Origin of the sequence: Pauljensenia sp. UMB3104 (assembly GCF_030217285.1) — a bacterium.
Classification (GTDB): domain Bacteria; phylum Actinomycetota; class Actinomycetes; order Actinomycetales; family Actinomycetaceae; genus Pauljensenia.
The window spans coordinates 12,715-31,732 of the sequence record NZ_JASONN010000002.1; the positions used below are offsets into that span (position 1 = coordinate 12,715).

Below are 19,018 nucleotides of genomic sequence, written 5' to 3' on the forward strand. Positions count from 1 at the left end.
GCTGCGCGGCCCCACCCCCACAGTCATCGCTGCGTCGCATCCGTGCGACCGGCCACTCACCGTCGCCCGCGCGCGCCGGAGCCCCCACCTGTGGCACACTAGTGTCCGCCGCCGGCTTAGCTCAGTTGGTAGAGCAGCTGTCTTGTAAACAGCAGGTCATCGGTTCGAGTCCGATAGCCGGCTCCACGGAGTCCCTCACCGCGGCACCGCAGCCGCACCCCACCTCGCCCGATCAGGCGAGGTGCCCCGGCCTCGTCAATGAGAAGCGCCCAGCGACCAATCCACGCCGGACGTCCCCTGTGCTTCCAGCAGCTCATTCGCCCGCGAAAACGGCCGCGAGCCGAAAAATCCGCGATACGCCGACAGTGGCGACGGGTGCGCCGACGCGATAATCGGTGTCTCGCCGAGGCGTGGCGTGAGCGACTGCGCGTCCTTACCCCACAGGATCGCCACGAGAGGCGCACGCGAGCCATCCGGCCTCGTGCGGGACACCAGCGCATCAATCGCGCACTGCGTGACCTCTTCCCAGCCCCGGCCTCGATGCGACGCCGGCGCACCCGGACGCACCGTCAACACGCGGTTCAGCAGACACACGCCCTGCTCGCACCACGGGGTTAGATCCCCCGACGTCGGAGCAGGCACGCCCATATCCTCGCTCAGCTCGCGGAAAATGTTGATCAGCGACTTGGGGAGCGCCACCCCCGGGCGCACCGAAAACGACAAACCCATCGCATGGCCCGGCGTCGGATACGGGTCCTGCCCGACAATCAGAACCTTCACCTTGTCGAACGGGTATGTAAACGCGCGCAGCACATCCGTGCCGGCAGGCAGGTAGCCGCGCCCCTCCTCGACCTCGGTCGCCAGCATCGCGCCCAACTCGTGGACGCGCCCCTCCACCGGGGCGAGTGCCCGAGCCCAACCCGGATCAATCAATTCAGTCAGCGGACGGGGATTGTGTTCACTCATAGCATCAGCCTAATGCCGCACAAGCCACGCCACATTCCCCGCGCGCCACTTGCGCCCCACTCCCTCTTATCCGATAGTCTGAACGCGTGAGTTCTCAGTACCCCAGGGATGAATTTGACCGCGCCGGCGAAGATATGCCCGTCGGCATGCACCGCCCCAAGCCGTCCAAGTGGAAGAACGTGTGGCCTTTCCTGGCCATCCTCGTGATCGTTCCGGCCCTCGGATGGGCAGCGGCGACCGCCCTGTCGCGCCAACAGACCACGACGCCGGCCACGACCACGCCGACCGTTGCCGCGACGACGCCCAGTGCGTCCGCGAGCCCCAGCGCCGCGCCCACAGTCGATGCCACCCCTTCTGCCGAGCCTACGCCCTCCCCGAGCTCGTCTTCCCCGGCGGCTACCTCAGAGCCTGACCACGGCGCCGTCATTCAGGTCCTCAACGGCACCGGCACTCAGGGGTACGCCAGCCAGCAGGCCCAGATCCTGAACCAGGCCGGATACGCGGGGACCAGCGCCGCGAACGCCGACGGCTGGACCACTCAGACGTCTACCGTCTTCTACGAGGATCCCCGGATGGAAGGCACCGCCAAGGACATCGCCTCGAAGCTCGGTATCTCGAACGTGCGCCAGGAAAGCGGTCTCGGTAATCCCGATATTGTCGTGATTCTTCGATGATCCTCTGATACTGGGTGAGCCGCCCGGCCCCTGTGGGGTCGGGCGGCTTTGCTATGCCTCGGTGGTGTGTTGCGCCGCCGGTGTTCCGGCGGTGTTGGTGGCGCCGCTGGTGTTCCGGGCGCCGTCGGGCCCGGCCGCCCGCGAGAACGCCACACGCGAGCCTGCGGCTCGGAGTGGTCGATCTCGAGGCCCGCCCTGGCCCTCCGGACCCTCCGGCACCGCGGCCTGGCTCCGCCGCCGCCCACTAGCACCGCGGCCTGGCACCGCGACCAGCCCTGTCGGCACGGTAATTTCGCATGCAATTCCCTTTTGGGTATTTCAAACTTTGAATTCATATCGTTGGAATTGCAACATTTCTGGGCTTTGTTGAAAGTTCAGGCAACCGAATTGCATGCGAAATTTGGGGGGTTTATTACTGGGGCGAGATTGGGGTGAGGTGGGGTGTTGGTGCGTGACTTTTTTCGCCCCGCTCGTCGTGTTGGTGGGGGAAGCGGGACAAAACTCTCCCTGCTGGCGCAAAATGGGCCAAAAACAGCGTTTTGGGGCGTGCTGGGAGAGTTTTGTACCGGGTGGGTCGCCGAGCCGGGTGTGCTGGGAGAGTTTTGTACCGGGTGGGTCCGTCGGGGGTGTGTGCTGGGAGAGTTTTGTACCGGGTATGGTCCAGCGAGGTCGTGCGGGATGAATTCCGGTTCCTCAGGCAACTGGAGGACATTCATCGACGGTCGTCGCGCATGAGACGTGGAACTCTCGGGTAGTAGATCCATGCTCCGTGCATCGGCTTCGACGAGCTTCCTCGTATTCGATGGGGGGCCGGCGGCGTGTTGTCACCTCGTCCATATCATCGCGCGCGGTCTGTGTGAGACCTCGTGAACGGATGTAGAGAGGGCCACGTGTTGCCTCAGTCTGACGCCTCGATCATGCCCCGATGGGGAGTGCCATGCGTGCTTACCCTCTGCCTTGTGTGTTACGCCCTGAGCGCATCCGACTCAAGCTCAGTGACCTCGCCTTGCACTCTGGGGTGGTGAGTGCCAAAATCTTAGTTAGCACTCCGACATGGAGAGTGATAAGAGCATCGGTTCGATGAGGTCGTCTCACACAAGCGGCCGTCCGTCGCGGGCATCGAACCCGATCCGCATCGCGGAAGGACACATTTTCAATGAGCAAGATCATCAAGTTTGATGAAGATGCCCGTCGTGGCATGGAGAGCGGCCTCAACCTGCTGGCCGACACCGTCAAGGTGACGCTTGGCCCCAAGGGCCGCAACGTCGTGCTCGACAAGAAGTGGGGCGCCCCCACGATCACCAAGGATGGCGTTTCCGTCGCCAAGGAAATCGACCTGGACGATCCGTTCGAGCGCATCGGCGCCGAGCTGGTGAAGGAAGTTGCCAAGAAGACCGACGACGTCGCGGGTGACGGCACGACCACCGCGACCGTTCTGGCACAGGCGCTGGTCCACGAGGGCCTGCGTAACGTTGCCGCCGGCTCTAACCCGATCGCCCTCAAGCGCGGCATCGACCAGGCCGTCGAGGCCATCGTCGCCCAGCTGCACGCCGACGCCAAGCCCGTCGAGACCACCGAGCAGATCGCTGCCACGGCCTCCATCTCCGCCAACGATCCCGCCATCGGCAAGCTCATTGCCGAGGCCTTCGAGAAGGTCGGCGCCGAGGGCGTCGTGACCGTCGAGGAGACCAACTCCTTCGACACCACCCTGGAGACCACCGAGGGTATGCGTTTCGACAAGGGCTACCTGTCGGCCTACTTCGTGACCGACCAGGAGCGCCAGGAAGCCGTCCTCGAGGACGCCTACGTCCTCCTCATGGACTCCAAGATCTCCAACGTCAAGGACATCGTCCCCGTCCTGGAGAAGGTCATGCAGACCGGCAAGCCCCTCGCGATCATCGCCGAGGATGTCGAGGGTGAAGCCCTCGCCACGCTGGTCGTCAACAAGATCCGCGGCACCTTCAAGTCCGTGGCCGTCAAGGCCCCCGGCTTCGGTGAGCGCCGCAAGGCGATGCTGCAGGACATGGCCATCCTGACGGGCGGCCAGGTCATCTCTGAGACCGTCGGCCTCTCCCTCGAGAACGCTGACCTCGAGCTGCTGGGCCGCGCCCGCAAGATCGTCGTCTCCAAGGATGAGACCACCATCGTCGAGGGTGCTGGCGACAAGGACATGCTGGATGCCCGCGTGCGCCAGATCCGCCAGGAGATCGAGAACACCGACTCCGACTACGACCGCGAGAAGCTGCAGGAGCGCCTCGCCAAGCTGGCTGGCGGCGTCGCCGTCATCAAGTCCGGCGCGGCCACCGAGGTTGAGCTCAAGGAGCGCAAGCACCGCATCGAGGACGCCGTTCGTAACGCTCGCGCGGCTTCCGAAGAGGGCCTGGTCGCCGGCGGCGGCGTCGCCCTGATCCAGGCTGCCACCGTGGCGCTGCCCAAGCTCGATGCTCTCACCGGCGACGAGGCGACCGGCGTGAACATCGTGCGCCTGGCCATCTCCGCTCCGCTCAAGCAGATCGCTGAGAACGCGGGCGTCGAGGGTGGCGTGGTCGCCGACCGCGTTGCTCACATGGAGCCCGGCCACGGCCTGAACGCTGCGACCGGCGAGTACACCGACCTCATGGCCGCGGGCATCTCCGACCCGGTCAAGGTCACCCGTTCCGCGCTGCAGAACGCCGCGTCGATCGCAGGCATGTTCCTGACGACCGAGGCCGTCGTTGCCGACAAGCCCGAGGCTCCGGCCGCGGGTGGCGACGATGCGGCTGCTGGCATGGGCGGCATGTACTGAGCCGCTCGGCGTTAAGCTGATCCGCCTGGGGGCGGGACTCGTCAGGGTCCCGCCCCCAGGCGTCTGTCTACCAGCCCGAGGCATTGGCACGAGGCGTAGGAGCCCTGGCCGGAATTGCTGCTCCGAGTGGGCGGGTTAGGCTCCAGCGAAGAGCGCGGCGGAGTGGGCCTCTGCATCGGAGTAGGTCGCGGCGGCCGCCTGTAGTTGCGTGGAGATGCTGTCAAGGGCGTCGTGCGTCTGCGCTTGGACGGCTTGCCACTGGGTGATGGATGCCTGGAAGTTCACCTGAGCGCCGCCGGTCCACGAGTCCTGCAGTGCTAAAAGTTGGGCCATCATCGTATCGACTTCGCTACGGATGGTGGATGCGGTTGCGCAAGCCTGGGCGGCTGCGGCGGAAATCTGTTCGGCGTCGACGGCGTATGCGGTCATGATGTCACTCCTTTGTGGGACCCCGGGTGGGTCCGTCGACATCGACGCTACGCGCGTGACAGCGCGTGATCCAGGCAGAAATGAAACCCTGTGGATAACTGCCTGATGGGAAAAGTGCCTGTGGATGGCTCCGATGTATACCTACGCTGCTGATGGGTGAGTTGCCGAGGGCTTGGCTGCGGTGCCGGCGGATGGTGGGGCTTGCCCCCAGAAAAGTCGCATGCAATTCGATTGGGTGAAGTTTCAACAAAGTCTGGAAACGTTGCAATTCCAACGTTATGAATTCAAGGTTTGAAATAGTCGCGGGGGAATTGCATGCGAAATTGGGGGTGGGTGAAGCAATGGCGTGCGTGATGGCTGGGTGAGGGGGCCTGGTCGCGGTGCCGGTGGCGGCGGTGCCGGTGGGTGGTGGCAGGGCCAGGGCGGGCCTCGAGATCGACCACTCCGAGCGCAGCTCGCGTGTGGCGATCTCGCGGGCGGGCCGCCGCCCACCGGCACGCACAGCGGGCAGGTTCGGCGAGGTAGGCCCGCCGACGCGCACAGGGGGCAGGTCCGGCGAGGCAGGCCCTACGGCACTGCATAGCGGCCCGCCGCCCATGGGCGCACCGAGCAGCCTGAACGTGCAGAGCAAAGTGATGGAGCCGCCCCCCGAGTGGGGAGGACGGCTCCATTGGTCGACGCGTCGGATGGCCTGACAAGCAGGTGCCAGCCGCGGCCTCGTCAGTCGGCGGTCGGAAGGTCCAGGGATTCGACGGCGGATTCGAGGGAGGAGGTGGTTTCCACGTCCTCGTCGGAATCCGTGTTTTCCTCGATCTTGCGAGGCAGGACTCCGGTGGACGTTGCCTCGTCGTCCGCGGAAGCGACGGGGATGCGCTTCTTGATCGAGCGGCGCTTGATGATCAACGTGCCGGTCGTCGTCGTGGAGTCCTCCACGACTTCGTCGGTGTCGTCCGCCTCCTCGGTGTCGTCCGTGTCCTCGGCCTGGGCGGCCTGGCACAGCTGGGCCTTCTCTCGCTCGAGGCGGGTCAGCTCGACCTCGAGGTTTGCGCGGGCGGTGTCTTCCCACGCGGAGCCGAGGGGGGACTGGTAGATCGTCTCGTAGCTCAGGAGCTTCTTGACGAGCGCCATGCGGGCCTTGGTGAACTGCAGGTCGTCGAGCTCGCTGAGTTCGGCGCGCAGGGATGTGCGGAGCTTCTTGTAGTCCTGCGGGCTGCAGGCCAGACACGCCAGGTCCGCGTCGACGAGCACCTGCGCGTCGAAGTCGGTGCGGGGCGCGCGGTGGCGCGTGAGGAACGCGATCAGCTCGTCGATGCGTGCGACGACCTCCTCGGGAACGCCGAGGTTGGTGAGGCGGTTGTGCGCGTGATCGATGCATCGGGTGGAGGCGAAGTTCGCCTGGAATCCACCGAGCTTGATCTCGAGCGCCTTGTTGAGGAAGGCGCCGTGGTACCACGCAGCGACGCGCAGGATGTCGGGGTCGTGCGCGGACGACGAGATTTCATCGATATGGGTGAGCGTGTTCATGAGCCGACGCAGGTTGTGCAACTGCCGGTTAGGCGCGCTCCACCGCTGCATGAGGTCCGTGCCCTCATGTTCGAGGTCTGTGTCGGTCGCGGTTGCGCCGATTTGCTGCATGGCGTCAACGAAAGACGTCAGCAGCCACTGAGGTGCTTGAGCACCCATGGGCCACTCTCCTTGCTGAGGAATACCCGAGCCATGCTAGTGCGCTTTTGAGCGAAGGTCACGTTCGTTGGTAAAAAATCGGGGAAAATCCCGATCGTTTCGCATGAACTGTCAGGGCGGAAATGGCCACAATTGAGCGGAAAAGTCGAGAGCGCGAGTTCTGCTCGTTATGTCGTTCACGTCGTGGGGAGCTCGATGCGGACGGTGAGTCCACCGCCTTTCGTCTTGCTGAGCGATGCGTTGCCCCTGTGAGCTGCGAGGATCCCGGAGACGATGGCGAGGCCGAGGCCGGATCCGCCGGATTTTCGGTTGCGTGAGCTGTCGGCGCGGTAGAAGCGTTCGAAGACGCGCCCGCGGTCAGTTTCGTCGATGCCGGGGCCGTGGTCGCGGAGCTCGACGATGGCGGTGTCGCCGCTGCGTCCGAGGGCGATTTCGACGGGGGAGCCTTCGGGCGTGTAGCGGACGATGTTGCCGATGAGGTTAGTGAAGACCTGGGAGATGCGGTCGCGGTCGCCGGGGATGATGAGGGTCATGGGGGGTGTGCGTCCGCTGATGCCGGTGAGTCCGACCGTGCGCGTGGGGTCGAGTGCTTGAAGGTCGAAGACCGCGTTGTCGGCGAGTTTGACGAGGTCGATGTCGGTGATGTCGAGGGGACGACCTTCGTCGAGGCGGGCGAGGGTGAGGAGGTCTTCGACGAGGGTGGCCATGCGCGATGATTCGGAGGCGATGCGGCCCATGACTTCGTCGGTGCGTTCGGCGGGCACGCCGCCCATGGCGTAGAGCTCGCAGTATCCGGAGATGGCGGCCAGGGGCGTGCGTAGCTCGTGGGAGGCGTCGGAGACGAAGCGCTTGATTTTTTGTTCCGAGGCTTGGCGCGCCTCGAAGGATTGCTCGACTTGGGTGAGCATGGTGTTGAGTGAGAGGGCGAGGGAGCCGACTTCCGTGGTGACGGGGTGGGGGGTGACTCGCTTCGTGAGGTCTCCGGCGGCGATTTTGCCGGCGGTGGACTCGATGGAGCGCAGGGGGAGGAGGGCGCGGCGCACGAGGACGCGCCCGGTCCAGCCTCCGATGAGGACGATGATTGAGCCGGCAACCGCGAAGTAGGAGGCTGTCGTGCGCAGCGTGTGCTGCATGTCCGACAGGGGCAGGGCGATGGTCATGTATCCGGAGAACTGCCCGGAGTCCTGCTCGTACACGGGGACGACGAGGGCACGCCACCCGAGGCCCATCTTCGAGGAGGAGACGGTGATGGGCAGGGTGCGGAACGAGGAGATGGGGGCCGAGGAGGTGTCGACGAGGTCGGGAAGGTTGGGTTTGCCCGAGACTTTGAGGGTGTCTTCTGAGTAGAAGTAGCGGTCGGTCCCGTCGGTGTTGCGGATGTGGATGTAGTAGAGGGTGGGGATGCCGCCTTGGCCGTCGGCGGAGAAGGTGGCTGTGGAGGCGGAGATCTGCAGCGTGTGGGCGGTTGCGATGAGCTGGTCGTCGATTTGGGAGGTGAGGTGGCGCTGCAACAGGCCGATCATGACTGTTCCGGACAGTGAGAGTCCGACGGCGAGCAGGGAGGTGATGAGCGTGACGAGCTGGGAGGAGAGGGGTTTGGAATCCCACCACGCTTCGATCCGTTGAGCGAGGCCGGGGCGCACGTCAGTCCTCAGCGCGCAGGATGTAGCCGACTCCGCGCTTGGTATGGATCAGTTCGCCGGAGGATCCTTCGACGGCGAGCTTGCGTCGCAGGTAGGAGATGTAGGACTCGACGATGGCGACTTCGCCGTCCCAGTCGTATTCCCAGACGTGGTCGAGGATCTGCATCTTGGAGACGACGCGTCCGGCGTTGATGACGAGGTAGCGCAGGAGCTTGAATTCGGTGGGGGACAGGTCGATGGGCACGCCCGCGCGCGTGACTTCGTGGGCGTCCTCGTCGATGACGAGGTCTCCGACGCGCAGGAGTGCGTCGTCTTCTTCGGAGCCCATGGTGCGGCGCAGGATGGCGCGGATGCGGGCGACGACCTCTTCGAGGCCGAAGGGCTTGGTGACGTAGTCGTCGCCGCCGACGGTCAGGCCCTGGATCTTGTCGCGCATGTCGTCGCGCGCGGTGAGGAAGAGGACGGGGATCGTGATGCCGGCGTCGCGCAGGCGCCGGGTGACGGTGAAGCCGTCCATGTCGGGGAGCATGACGTCGAGGACGATGAGGTCGGGGCGCGAGGCCTGGGCTTCGTGGAATGCGCCGCTGCCGTCCTCGGCGGTGACGACGTCGAAGCCGGCAAAACGCAGCGAGGAGGCGAGGAGGTCGCGGATGTTGGGTTCGTCGTCGACGACGAGGAGTTTTGCTTCAGTTCCCGGGGTGCTCATGCGACCAGTGTCGCCTATGTGTCTGAATGTTTCCTGTGAGGTAGGTGGGAGTGTGGGCACTGCTTTTGTTTGCTTCGCCACTTCGGGCGGCCACGCGGGAGCAAAGGACGAGAAAAGGCGCGGAAAAGATGTGCAAGAATTGAAGCATGTCATCCCGCAGCTCAGTGGACGTCCTCTCGCCCGAGGGCGTCGAATTTCAGCACGTATCCGCCAAACTCGCGACCCTGCGCCTCGGTAACGCCCTCGCGGCCTGCGGCGCCCTGTGTGGCCTGATCTCCGCGCTCGTCCTCATCGTCGATATTCCGGCGCTGTGGTGGCTCATGCTCGTGCCCGCCGCCATCGCACTGGTGTGCCTGTGGCTCGTGCCCGCTCAGGTGCGAGCCCTGCGCTACGCCCTGGCCGAGACGGACTTCGTCATCCGCCGCGGCGTTCTCAAGCGCTCGATGACCCTCGTGCCCTACGGCCGCATCCAGTACGTCGACATCTATCAGGGGCCCGTCCTGCGCCTGCTCGGCATCTCGACGATCAAGCTCTCGACCGCGAGCGCGAAGACCGACGCGACGCTGGGCGGCGTGCCGGTCGCGGACGCGGCGCGTCTGCGTGATGTCCTGGCGGAGCGCGGCTCGGCGGAGCTGATGGGCCTATGAGCACGGACCTCTCCGTGGGCGGCATCGCCCCCGAGGACTGGAAGCCGCTTCATCCCCTCACCTACGTTCCTCGGGTTGTGGGCAGCATTGCCGGTGTTGTTGGCGTGGTGTCCCTGAGCAACGCGTCCGCAATCGGACGCATGCTGGGCGGCGAGACGCCGCCGTGGCTCGCAACCACGGGCATTTTCCTGGGCCTTCTGATTGCGGCGGGCATCGTTCTCGCGCTCGCGGGCGCGTACTGCTACCTGTCGTGGAGGAAGACCCGCTACGCGGTGAGCAACACGGCGATCTGGTACCGCGCGGGGATCCTCACGCGCACGCAGCGTCACGCGCGGCTGACGCGCATTCAGACGATCAACGTGTCGTATTCGCTCGTGGGGCGCATCCTTGGCCTCGGATATCTGGACATCGAGGTTGCTGGAGGGGCCGACTCGAATATCAAACTGGGCCTGCTGCCTGCCGCCCAGTTGGAGGAGCTGCGTGCGCTTCTCCTCGCGCTCGCTTCGGGTGCGATCGACGAGGTCGTGGATCCCGCCGACCTCGCCGGTGCCTCGGCCCGCGCGGCGACGACAAAGACACCGCTGGAGGCCCCGGAGCGCCCCGTTTTCAAGGTCGGCTTCGTCACGCTCCTGGTGTCCATGCTGGCGAGCATCGACAACGTGGTCGCCCTGTTCTTCGGCGTCTTCCTGATCGGTTTGAACGGATTCCTCATTGGAGTTGTCGGTGTCACGTCGATCATGAGCTTCCTGGGCATCTTGGCGGGCGCGTTCAGTCTCCTGGCGGGCGTCTGGGCGCGTTTCGATCGGGAGTTCGGCTTCACCGCGGCGATCGCCGCGGACGGCGTGCGCATCGACCGCGGCCTGACGGCTCGTCGCCACGTGACGATCCCGCCGGGGCGCATCCATGCCATCGAGGTGACCCAGCCGCTCATCTGGCGACTGTTTGGCTGGTATCGCGTGGAGATCACGCAGGCCGGCAACGCGGCGCACACGCAGGATGAGAAGAATAAGGGCATGAAGGTCGATGTGGCCTCGGATGTGCTGCTTCCCGTCGGCACTCGCGCGGAGGTCATGCAGGCGATTGCGATGGCGATCCCGGATCTGGGCGTCGATGATCCTGACGGCTTCCTTGAGGCGCTGCGCGTCGGTACGCGCGAGGACCAGTGGATGACTCCGATCCCGCCGAGCGCGAGGATCCTGGATCCGCTCGAGTACGGCCGCCGCGCCTTCGGTTTGACCGACACCGTGTTCGCGATCCGCGACGGGTTTTTCAACCTGCGTTTCTCGATCATCCCGCTGACGCGCATCCAGTCGGTCTCGCTGCATCAGGGGCCCGTTCAGCGGTGGCGCGGCGTCGCTTCCGTGCGTGCCGAGCTGGTTCCGGGCCCGGTCGCGTCCATGGCCGAGCACGTCGAGGCGGGCCGCTCGCTGGAGCTGTGGGAGCAGGTGTCGCGGGCCTCGAAAATTCGTCGCGAGGCCGAGGGAAGCGAGCGCTGGCTCTCGCGTGTCACCGCGATCGTCGAGGCGACCTCACAGCGCGCGGAGGACGACAAGTAGCGCGGCGATCGGCGACAATGGAGCCATGAGCACCCCCGGACGCCTCGGAATCGGCATCATCGGCATGGGCCACGTCGGCCCCGTCATCGGCTCCGCCCTGCGCGCGGTCGGGCACCAGATCGTCGCCGTTTCCGCCTCGTCTGAGGCCTCCCGTGAGCGCGCGGACGCGATGCTCCCCGGCGTTCCGATTGCCACGCCCGAGGAGGTCGTGCGCCGCTCCGAGGTGGTCATCGTGGCCGTTCCCGACGACCAGATCGGCCCCCTCGTGTCCGGCCTGGCCGACCTGGGGGCCTGGCAGAGCGGGCACATTGTCATCCACCTGTCCGGTGCATCCGGCGTCGGTTTGCTGAGCGCCGCCGCGGACGCTGGGGCGATCCCGCTGGCCATCCACCCGGCGATGACGTTCACGGGTACCAGCGTCGACGTGGCGCGCCTCGTGGGTACTCCCTTCGCGGTGACGGCGGCGGCCCCCTTCCTGCCGATCGCCCAGGCCCTCGTCGTCGAAATGGGTGGCGAACCCGTCGTCGTCGCCGAGGAGGACCGCCCCCTCTACCACGCCGGCCTCGCTCACGGCGCCAACTTCATCGCCGGTATCACCGTGCAGACGACGCGCATTCTCGCGCAGGCGGGCATCGAGAACCCCGCCCTCTACGTGCGCCCTCTCCTCGAGGCTGCCCTCGACCGCGCCCTCACCGAGGGGGTTGCGGGCATCTCCGGACCCGCCGCCCGCGCCGACGCGGGAACGATCGCCGCGCACGCGCGATGCCTCGGCTCGCGCGAGGCGCTCGCGGGGGAGCGAGACACCTACGCGGACATGACCCGTGCCCTCACCCGCCTGCTGCGCGACGCGCGCCTCCTCGACGAACGCGCCGCGACCAGCGTCGAGGCCGCACTGCTCGATCCGGACGCCTGACGACTGCCCGCCCTCCGACCCCGAAACGCGCGATGGAGCAGCGGCGCAACCCCGGCCTCGTCGCGAAAATTTCAGGCGTGAGGAAAGCGACTCGATTGCGCACCGGCGGGCCGAAGTTGCAAGAATAGAACCATGACCCATCGCCCTGTCCTCACCCACACGCGTGCCGAGCTGGCCGACGCCCTGTCGCGCCTGCCCGGCACGAAGGCTCTTGTGATGACCATGGGTGCCCTCCACTCCGGGCACCTGCAGCTCGTGCGCGAAGCCCGCGAACTGGCCGATCACGTGATCGTCACGATCTTCGTCAACCCGACGCAATTCGCGCCCGGTGAGGACTACGACGCATACCCGCGCACCCTGGATGCAGACATGGACGCCCTCGAGACGGTGGGCGCGGACCTCGTGTGGGCGCCCGCGCCGCAGGACGTGTACCCCACGCCCGCGACCGTGTCGATTGATCCGGGTCCCATCGCGCGCGTCCTCGAGGGTAAGACGCGCCCCACGCACTTCGCGGGCGTCGCCCTCGTGTGCACGAAGGTCGTCAACCTCGTGCGCCCCGACGTGGCGCTGTACGGGCAGAAGGACGCTCAGCAGCTGGCCGTCCTGCGCACCGTTTTCTCCCAGCTGGACATCCCCGTGCGCGTCCACCCCGTGCCGATCGTGCGCGCGGAGGACGGCGTCGCCCTGTCCAGCCGCAACCAGTACCTGAGCGATGAGGAACGCATCCGCGCCCGTGCACTGTCTCGCGCGCTTCGTCGCGGTGCCGAGGCCGCCGAGGCCGGGGCGCAGCCTGCGGACATCGTGTCCGAGTGCCGCTCGGTCATCGACGCCGAGGGTGGTATTGACCTGGACTACATCGCGCTCGTGGATGCGGGGACTTTCGAGATCCTCGCCGGCACCGAGTCCGTGCCCGTTGGCGAGGGGGCTGCGGCCCCCACGATCCTGTCCGACGGCTCGCGCGAGGGACGCATCCTCATCGCCGCCAAGGTGGGCACGACGCGCCTCATCGACAACATGGAGGTGCCGCTGCGCGGTGCCTCCACCGAACACGCCGGCCTCGTTGCTGAGCGTGCGGGAGACCTCGCATGATGGAAATAACCCGCGAGATGGCGATCGGCAAGATCCATCGCGCCGTCGTCACCGGCGCCGACCTGCACTACGTCGGCTCGATCACGGTGGACGAGGATCTGCTGGACGCTGCGAACATCGTTCCCGGACAGAAGGTCGATATCGTCGACGTCAACAACGGTGAGCGCCTCTCGACCTACACGATCGCGGGCGAGCGCGGCAGCGGCACGATCCAGCTCAACGGGGCGGCCGCCCACAAGGTGACCGTCGGCGACCTCGTCATCATCATGGCCTACGCCCAGGTCCCCGAATCGCTCGTGCGTCAGGTGAAGCCGTCTGTCGTCTTCGTCGACGGCTCCAACAGGATCGTCAGCGCCGGCGACCACGCGGGAAGTGTCCCCGAAGACTCCGAGCGGGCCCGCGAGCTGGGGTTGAAGAGCTCCGGCGTCTGATTGACAGGCCGGCAGGAGCGTCCACTTATTCGAGTGGGCGCTCCCTTGTTTTGCCTCGTTTCGTGCACCTTTGCTCGTTTGATGACGAGTGCCGTTCACAATTGTCCATACCTTGTCTTCCCCCGGCGCTGCCGTGCTCGTCACACCTATCCTCGAAGAACCGAACGAAAGGAAGGTGGGGCATGAGTAAGCGGCCGTCGCGCACGCGTCACGCACTCATCGGATACGCGTTCCTGTCGCCCGCCCTGATCGGCGTCCTCATCTTCATGGTCGTGCCCATCGGCGTCATCATGTGGGTGAGCCTGTACCGCTGGGACCTCATCGGGGACACGCGATACGTGGGTCTGGCGAACGTCACGAACGTGCTGAGCGACCCGGCGTTCCTGTCGTCGCTGCGCACGACGATTCTCTTCGTCCTCCTCGTCGTTCCCATCCAGATCATCCTTGGACTCTTTCTGGCGAACCTGTTGACCAAGGGAGTGCGCGGAACCGTTTTCTATCGCACGCTCATCGTCATCCCTTGGATCGCGCCACCGCTGGCCCTCGGCGTCGTGTGGTCGTGGATCTTCGCCCCCACAGGTGGTCTCCTCTCCGCGCTCGCGGGAACACGACTTGAGATCCTGGTCTCGCCCACGTGGGCCCTGCCCGCGGCTGCTTTCGTCGTCGTGTGGTCGAACGTGGGATACACGGCGCTCTTCTTCATCGCCGGATTGCTCGCGATCCCGCGTGAGCTCACCGAGGCCGCGACCGTGGACGGGGCCTCCTCGTCGCAGGTGTTCTGGCACATCAAGATGCCCCTCCTGCGCCCGACGTTCTTCTTCGTGTCGGTCACCTCGGTGATCTCGGTGTTCAACGTTTTCGATCAGATTTACGCGCTCACCAAGGGCGGTCCGTCCGGCTCCACCGAGGTGCTCGCCTACCTGATCTACAAGGAGGCGTTCGAGACCGGAAACGTGGGTCGCGCTGCCGTCATGGCGTGCGTCATGATGCTGCTCCTCATGGGCTTGACGCTGGCCCAGAACCTGTACTTCCGGAAGAGGACCACGTATGAGCTCGTCTAAGTCGCACTCGCGTCGTCCCTGGTGGTCGACCCTGGGGATCTACGTAGGGCTGTCGCTGGCTGCTTTCATCATGGTGGTCCCGCTGCTCTTTAGCTTCGTTACGGCCTTCAAGTCTCCGCAGGACTTCGCCTCGCACTCACCTTTCGCGCTGCCGTCGCCGCCCTCCCTGGCCTCGTTCCAGGCGATCCTGACGGGCCGAGTGAACTTCGGCGACGCGATCATCACGACCCTTCTCGTCGTGGTGGTGATGGTCGTGGGGCAGCTAGTGTCCTCCGTCCTGGCCGCCTACGCGTTCGCGCGCATCGAGTTCCCGGGACGCGAGGTGATCTTCTGGCTCTTCTTGGGCACCATGATGATCCCGGCGTCGGTCCTCGTTATCCCGCTGTACCTCATGATGGCCAAGATGGGGCTCAACAACACCTTCTGGGGCATCGTCTTGCCCTTCGTGTTCGCCTCGCCCTACGCGGTGTTCCTGCTACGTCAGTCGTTCCGTCAGATCCCCCAGGAGATCATTGATGCGGCGACGATGGACGGCGCTGGCCAGGTGCGTATCCTCTTCTCCATCGTCGTTCCCATCTCGAAGCCGATTATCTCGACCCTGGTTCTCATCACGGTCGTGAGTCAGTGGAACTCCTTCCTGTGGCCGCGGATCATCGCCGCCACCCGTCCCCGAGTCCTCACGGTCGCCACGGCCGCCCTGCAGAGCCAGTACAACGCGAATTGGACGTACGTCATGGCGGCGACGACCATCGCGCTCGTGCCCCTGATCGCTCTGTTCATCATCTTTCAACGACACATCGTTGAATCTATTGCCTTGACGGGCATCAAGTAACAACACAACCCATCACAACAGGAGGCCTTCATGAAAAGGCGTTTTATTACCGCTACCGCTCTGATTGGTGCCGCGTCGATGCTGATGGCCGCCTGTTCGCAGGGTGGCAGTACGTCGAGCGAGTCGGGTGCGTCCCTGACCCTGCGTCTGTGGGATGACCAGGCTGCCCAGGCGTACGAGGCTGCGCTGCCCGCGTTCACCCAGGAAACGGGGATCACGGTCAACGTCGAGGTGGTCCCGTGGTCCGACTACTTCACGGGCCTGCGTTCTGAGCTCGCCGCGGGCGCCGGACCGGACGTGTTCTGGTCCAACACGAACAACTACACGGAGTACGCGCGCGGTGGCAAGATCGTCAACATTGACGAGGAGTTCCCCGCCTCCGAGCGCGACGGCTGGCTTCAGGGCGCCATCGATCAGTACACGGTTGACGGACATCTCTACGGCGTCCCGGTCCTCACCGACCCGTCGATCGCGGTGTACTACAACAAGTCCCTCCTGGACGCGGCCGGAGTGAGCGTCGAGGACCTGCAGAACCTGTCCTGGGATCCGAACGCCTCGACCGACTCACTGCGGGAGATCACCCGCAAGCTGACGCTGGATTCGTCTGGTCGTAACGCTACTGACCCGGCCTTCGACGCGGAGCACATCGTTCAGTACGGCTACAACGCCGCGCTGGATGGCCAGGCCATGTTCATCCCGTACCTGGGGTCCGCGGGTGGCACTTTGCAGGATGCGAGTGGTCACTTCACGTTCGCGAGCCCCGAGGGTGATGCCGCGGTTGGCTACCTGGTCGACCTGATCAACAAGGAGCACGTGGCCCCGTCGGCCGCCGACACGAACGACAACGGCGACTTCAGCCGTGACCAGTTCCTGCAGGGCAAGATCGCGCTCTTCCAGTCCGGTTCCTACAACCTGGCGAACGTGTCCGAGGGCGCGTCCTTCGAGTGGGGCCTTGCTCCCCAGCCGAAGGGCCCTGCCGGTGCCGTGACGGTCGGTAACTCCGTCGTCGCCGCCGGTTCGACCACGAGCGCGAACCCCGAGGCCCAGCACAAGCTCTTGGCGTGGCTGGCCAGCGAGCAGGGTGGCGCCGCCCTGGGTTCGACCGGTGCTGGCTTCCCCGCGAACGAAAAGGCCCAGGCGACGTGGACCAACTACTGGTCGGAGAAGGGCATCGACACCTCGGTGATGGCCAAGACCCCGTCGGGTACGATCATGGCCCCCTTCGGCGCAAAGCTGGGCGCGGCAATGGACGCGTACAACGGCGTGCTCAAGGAGGTATTCCTGGGACGCACCGGCGTGCATGAGGGCGTCCAGGCCGCCCAGGATGCCGCAAACGCGGCGATTGATCAGTAGTCGTCACAGACTTGCGACAGGCGCCGGCGGGACACGTTCTCGCCGGCGCCTCAATAAGGAGTACACGAATGGATACCGTGCTGGGCATTTACGCCCATCCCGATGATGCGGACGTGGATGCGGGCGGGACGCTCGCGCGATTTGCGCGCGAGGGCTCGCGGGTCGTCGTCGCCGTCGTCACGGACGGCGACGCGGGAGGCTCCGACCAGGATCTGCATCAGCAGATGGGCGAGCTGCGACGCGACGAGCAGCGCCGCGCGTGCGAGCGCCTGGGCGTTGCGGAACTCGTGTTCTTCGACGGCTACCACGACGGCATGGTGACCCCGACCCGAGACCTCGTGCGCGACATCGTTGCCCTCATCCGTCGGGTGCAGCCGACTCTGATCCTCACCCTCTCGCCCGAATACAACTGGTCCTCCATCTACGCGAACCATCCGGACCACCGGGCTGTGGGCGCCGCCGTCACGGATGCCGTCTACCCCGCGGCGCGCAACCCCTTTGCGTTCCCCGAGCTACTCGATGCGGGCCTGGAGCCCCACGTCGTGCAGGATGTGTGGTTCCAGGGCGGACCCTCGACGAATCACGTCGTCGAGCTGGACCAGGCGGACATCGAGGCCAAGGTGCGCGCGGTGCGCGAGCACGTTACCCAATTCGATGACCTCGATCGGATGGAAACCTGGATCCGCCAGGGCACCAGCGACGCCGGACGCCCCCACGGCTACGCGGGGGCGGAAGAGTTCTTCCGCTGGGACACGCGCGGCTGACAGCGCGTCACCCGGCGTTGTCTCGCGACCGTGCCCCGGCCTCGTGCGCACGAGGCCGGGGCACAGCGCGTCGATGAACGCGCGGGGAGGACGGCGCCCCTCAGTCGAAGGCCGCCGCCACCAGCGGGTTCGCGCGGATCGCCTGATCGAGCACGTCGCGCGCGACGTTGACCGAGTCAACCAGGGGATGCAGAGCCAACGCCTGCCACGCGAGGCTGCGGTCGCGCTCGCGGGCGGCGTCGATGACGAGGTTTTCGCAGGCCTTCACGGATTGGACGAGGCCGAGAGCGGCACCCTCCAGTGGTGCCACCGGAATCGGATGCACGCCGGAGGCGTCGACGTCGCAGGGAACCTCGACGACATCCGTGTCGCGCAGCGTCGGAATCGAGAGGAAACCGCCGTCGCCATTTGCGACGTTGAGGATCATGCGTGCCGGGGTGCCCGTGGCGAGCGCGTTCATGAGGTCGAGCGCGACCTTCTGGTAGCCGCCGCCTGCGATGTCCTCCTCGCGCCTGCCGGAGCGATCGTCCACCTCGCGGGCCTCGGCCATGTAGGTAGCCTCCCGGTCGGCGAGTGCATCGATCCACGTCCGTCCCGCCTGCTCGGGGTGGGAGAGGACGGCGTTGTAGAAGGCGTCCTGCTGATCATGCAGGTACTCGCCGCGGGTTTGGTCCTGGTGGATGCGGGCCATGGCTTCGCGGTGGCAGTAGTAGTAGAAGAGGTACTCGTTGGGCAGGGCGCCCAGCGCGCGAATCCAGTCCGTGCCGATGGCGCGGGATTCTTCCATGGATACCAGGGCCGCCTCGTCGGCGAAGAGGCGCGGGAGGATGTCACGGCCGTCGACTGAGAGCGAGCGCAGCCAGCCGAGGTGGTTGAGGCCCACGTAGTCGAAGGACACGTCGGTGCGCTCCTCTTCGGCAACGCCCAGGGCGTTCAGCGTGCGGTTGACGAGGCCGATGGGGGTGTCGCAGATGCCGATGACGCGCTCGCCGAGCACGGAACGCATCGCCTGGGTGATGATCCCGGCCGGGTTCGTGAAGTTGATGAGCCAGGCGCCCGGGCACAGGCGCTTGGCGGCACGTGCCAGCTCGAGTGCCGGTCCGAGCGAGCGGAACGCGTAGCAATAGCCGCCCACGCCGACGGTCTCCTGCCCGAGTAGCCCATGATCGAGGCCGCAGTGCTCGTCGAGGACCCTTCCGCAGGTGCCGCCCACGCGCATCGCGGAGAAGACGAAATCCGCGCCGGGAAGCGCCTCGTCGATGGACGTCGTTGCGCGCACGGCGGGGGAGTGAGGGAAGTCCAGTGAGGCCAACACCGCCATCATCGCGTCGAGCCTGCGCGCATCGGTGTCGTAGAGGACGACACGGTCGACGTCGAGGGATGCGTAGGCTCCCTGACCCGACCGTGAGTGGGCCAGGACATCGATCATCGCGGGGACCCGGAAGCCCCCTCCTCCGACGATGGTGAGCTGCATGGCGGGCATCCT

Annotated in this window: 17 protein-coding genes and 1 tRNA gene; 12 read left to right on the top strand and 6 right to left on the bottom strand. The window is 65.9% G+C overall.

Going from position 1 to position 19,018, the window contains the following annotated elements:
• Positions 1–110 precede the first annotated feature (110 nt).
• Positions 111–186, top strand: a tRNA-Thr gene (locus QP415_RS01310).
• A gap of 69 nt (positions 187–255) precedes the next feature.
• Here QP415_RS01310 and QP415_RS01315 read toward each other — a convergent pair.
• A complete protein-coding gene (locus tag QP415_RS01315; protein WP_285098127.1) occupies positions 256–966 on the bottom strand; it encodes a uracil-DNA glycosylase in 711 nt (236 codons plus the stop codon).
• 134 nt (positions 967–1,100) lie between these two features.
• Between QP415_RS01315 and QP415_RS01320 the strand changes: the two genes are divergently transcribed.
• Both QP415_RS01320 and groL read left to right on the top strand, forming a co-directional pair.
• The gene (locus QP415_RS01320; protein WP_048675059.1) at positions 1,101–1,640 is read left to right on the top strand and encodes a LytR C-terminal domain-containing protein; all 540 of its coding nucleotides are present in this window, start codon (positions 1,101–1,103) and stop codon (positions 1,638–1,640) included.
• Positions 1,641–2,796: 1,156 nt separating this feature from the next.
• Complete coding sequence (groL, locus tag QP415_RS01325) at positions 2,797–4,425, top strand: chaperonin GroEL (protein WP_016460405.1); 1,629 nt, start codon at positions 2,797–2,799, stop codon at positions 4,423–4,425.
• Positions 4,426–4,560: 135 nt separating this feature from the next.
• Here the strand turns inward: groL and QP415_RS01330 are convergent, their stop codons facing one another.
• The 4 genes from QP415_RS01330 to QP415_RS01345 form a co-directional block, all read right to left on the bottom strand.
• The gene (locus QP415_RS01330; RefSeq protein ID WP_285098128.1) at positions 4,561–4,854 is read right to left on the bottom strand and encodes a WXG100 family type VII secretion target; all 294 of its coding nucleotides are present in this window, start codon (positions 4,852–4,854) and stop codon (positions 4,561–4,563) included.
• A 720-nt stretch (positions 4,855–5,574) separates the two neighbouring features.
• Positions 5,575–6,537, bottom strand: a complete 963-nt coding sequence (locus tag QP415_RS01335) for an HD domain-containing protein (RefSeq protein ID WP_285098130.1) — start codon at positions 6,535–6,537, stop codon at positions 5,575–5,577.
• A 176-nt stretch (positions 6,538–6,713) separates the two neighbouring features.
• Complete coding sequence (locus tag QP415_RS01340; RefSeq protein WP_285098131.1) at positions 6,714–8,180, bottom strand: sensor histidine kinase; 1,467 nt, start codon at positions 8,178–8,180, stop codon at positions 6,714–6,716.
• A 1-nt stretch (position 8,181) separates the two neighbouring features.
• Positions 8,182–8,886 (bottom strand): response regulator transcription factor, encoded by a 705-nt coding sequence (locus tag QP415_RS01345; protein ID WP_016460401.1) that lies wholly within the window; start codon positions 8,884–8,886, stop codon positions 8,182–8,184.
• Positions 8,887–9,032: 146 nt separating this feature from the next.
• Between QP415_RS01345 and QP415_RS01350 the strand changes: the two genes are divergently transcribed.
• The 9 genes from QP415_RS01350 to QP415_RS01390 all read left to right on the top strand — a co-directional run bounded on the left by QP415_RS01350 (position 9,033) and on the right by QP415_RS01390 (position 17,532).
• Entirely contained in the window at positions 9,033–9,533 is a 501-nt protein-coding gene (locus tag QP415_RS01350; protein ID WP_016460400.1) for a PH domain-containing protein, read from the top strand.
• Positions 9,530–11,089 carry a PH domain-containing protein gene (locus QP415_RS01355; RefSeq protein WP_285098134.1) on the top strand — a complete coding sequence of 520 codons (1,560 nt, stop codon included), beginning with the start codon at positions 9,530–9,532 and terminating at the stop codon, positions 11,087–11,089. Before QP415_RS01350 ends, QP415_RS01355 begins: the two co-directional genes overlap by 4 nt.
• Positions 11,090–11,114: 25 nt before the next feature.
• The gene (locus tag QP415_RS01360) at positions 11,115–12,002 is read left to right on the top strand and encodes a Rossmann-like and DUF2520 domain-containing protein (protein WP_285098136.1); all 888 of its coding nucleotides are present in this window, start codon (positions 11,115–11,117) and stop codon (positions 12,000–12,002) included.
• Between the two features lie 132 nt (positions 12,003–12,134).
• The gene (gene panC / locus QP415_RS01365; RefSeq protein ID WP_285098138.1) at positions 12,135–13,091 is read left to right on the top strand and encodes a pantoate--beta-alanine ligase; all 957 of its coding nucleotides are present in this window, start codon (positions 12,135–12,137) and stop codon (positions 13,089–13,091) included.
• Positions 13,088–13,522: an aspartate 1-decarboxylase gene (gene panD / locus QP415_RS01370; protein ID WP_285098140.1), complete on the top strand. Its 435-nt coding sequence runs from the start codon at positions 13,088–13,090 to the stop codon at positions 13,520–13,522. The genes panC and panD overlap by 4 nt, the downstream gene beginning before the upstream one ends.
• A 182-nt stretch (positions 13,523–13,704) precedes the next feature.
• A complete protein-coding gene (locus QP415_RS01375) occupies positions 13,705–14,583 on the top strand; it encodes a carbohydrate ABC transporter permease (RefSeq protein WP_285098141.1) in 879 nt (292 codons plus the stop codon).
• Positions 14,570–15,415: a carbohydrate ABC transporter permease gene (locus tag QP415_RS01380; RefSeq protein ID WP_285098143.1), complete on the top strand. Its 846-nt coding sequence runs from the start codon at positions 14,570–14,572 to the stop codon at positions 15,413–15,415. Before QP415_RS01375 ends, QP415_RS01380 begins: the two co-directional genes overlap by 14 nt.
• 30 nt (positions 15,416–15,445) lie before the next feature.
• Positions 15,446–16,768, top strand: a complete 1,323-nt coding sequence (locus QP415_RS01385; protein WP_285098145.1) for an ABC transporter substrate-binding protein — start codon at positions 15,446–15,448, stop codon at positions 16,766–16,768.
• Positions 16,769–16,836: 68 nt separating this feature from the next.
• Positions 16,837–17,532: a PIG-L deacetylase family protein gene (locus QP415_RS01390; protein WP_285098146.1), complete on the top strand. Its 696-nt coding sequence runs from the start codon at positions 16,837–16,839 to the stop codon at positions 17,530–17,532.
• 100 nt (positions 17,533–17,632) lie between these two features.
• On the opposite strand, the gene QP415_RS01395 is transcribed toward QP415_RS01390, so the two are convergent.
• Positions 17,633–19,006 (bottom strand): 6-phospho-beta-glucosidase, encoded by a 1,374-nt coding sequence (locus QP415_RS01395; RefSeq protein ID WP_285098147.1) that lies wholly within the window; start codon positions 19,004–19,006, stop codon positions 17,633–17,635.
• Positions 19,007–19,018 lie beyond the last annotated feature (12 nt).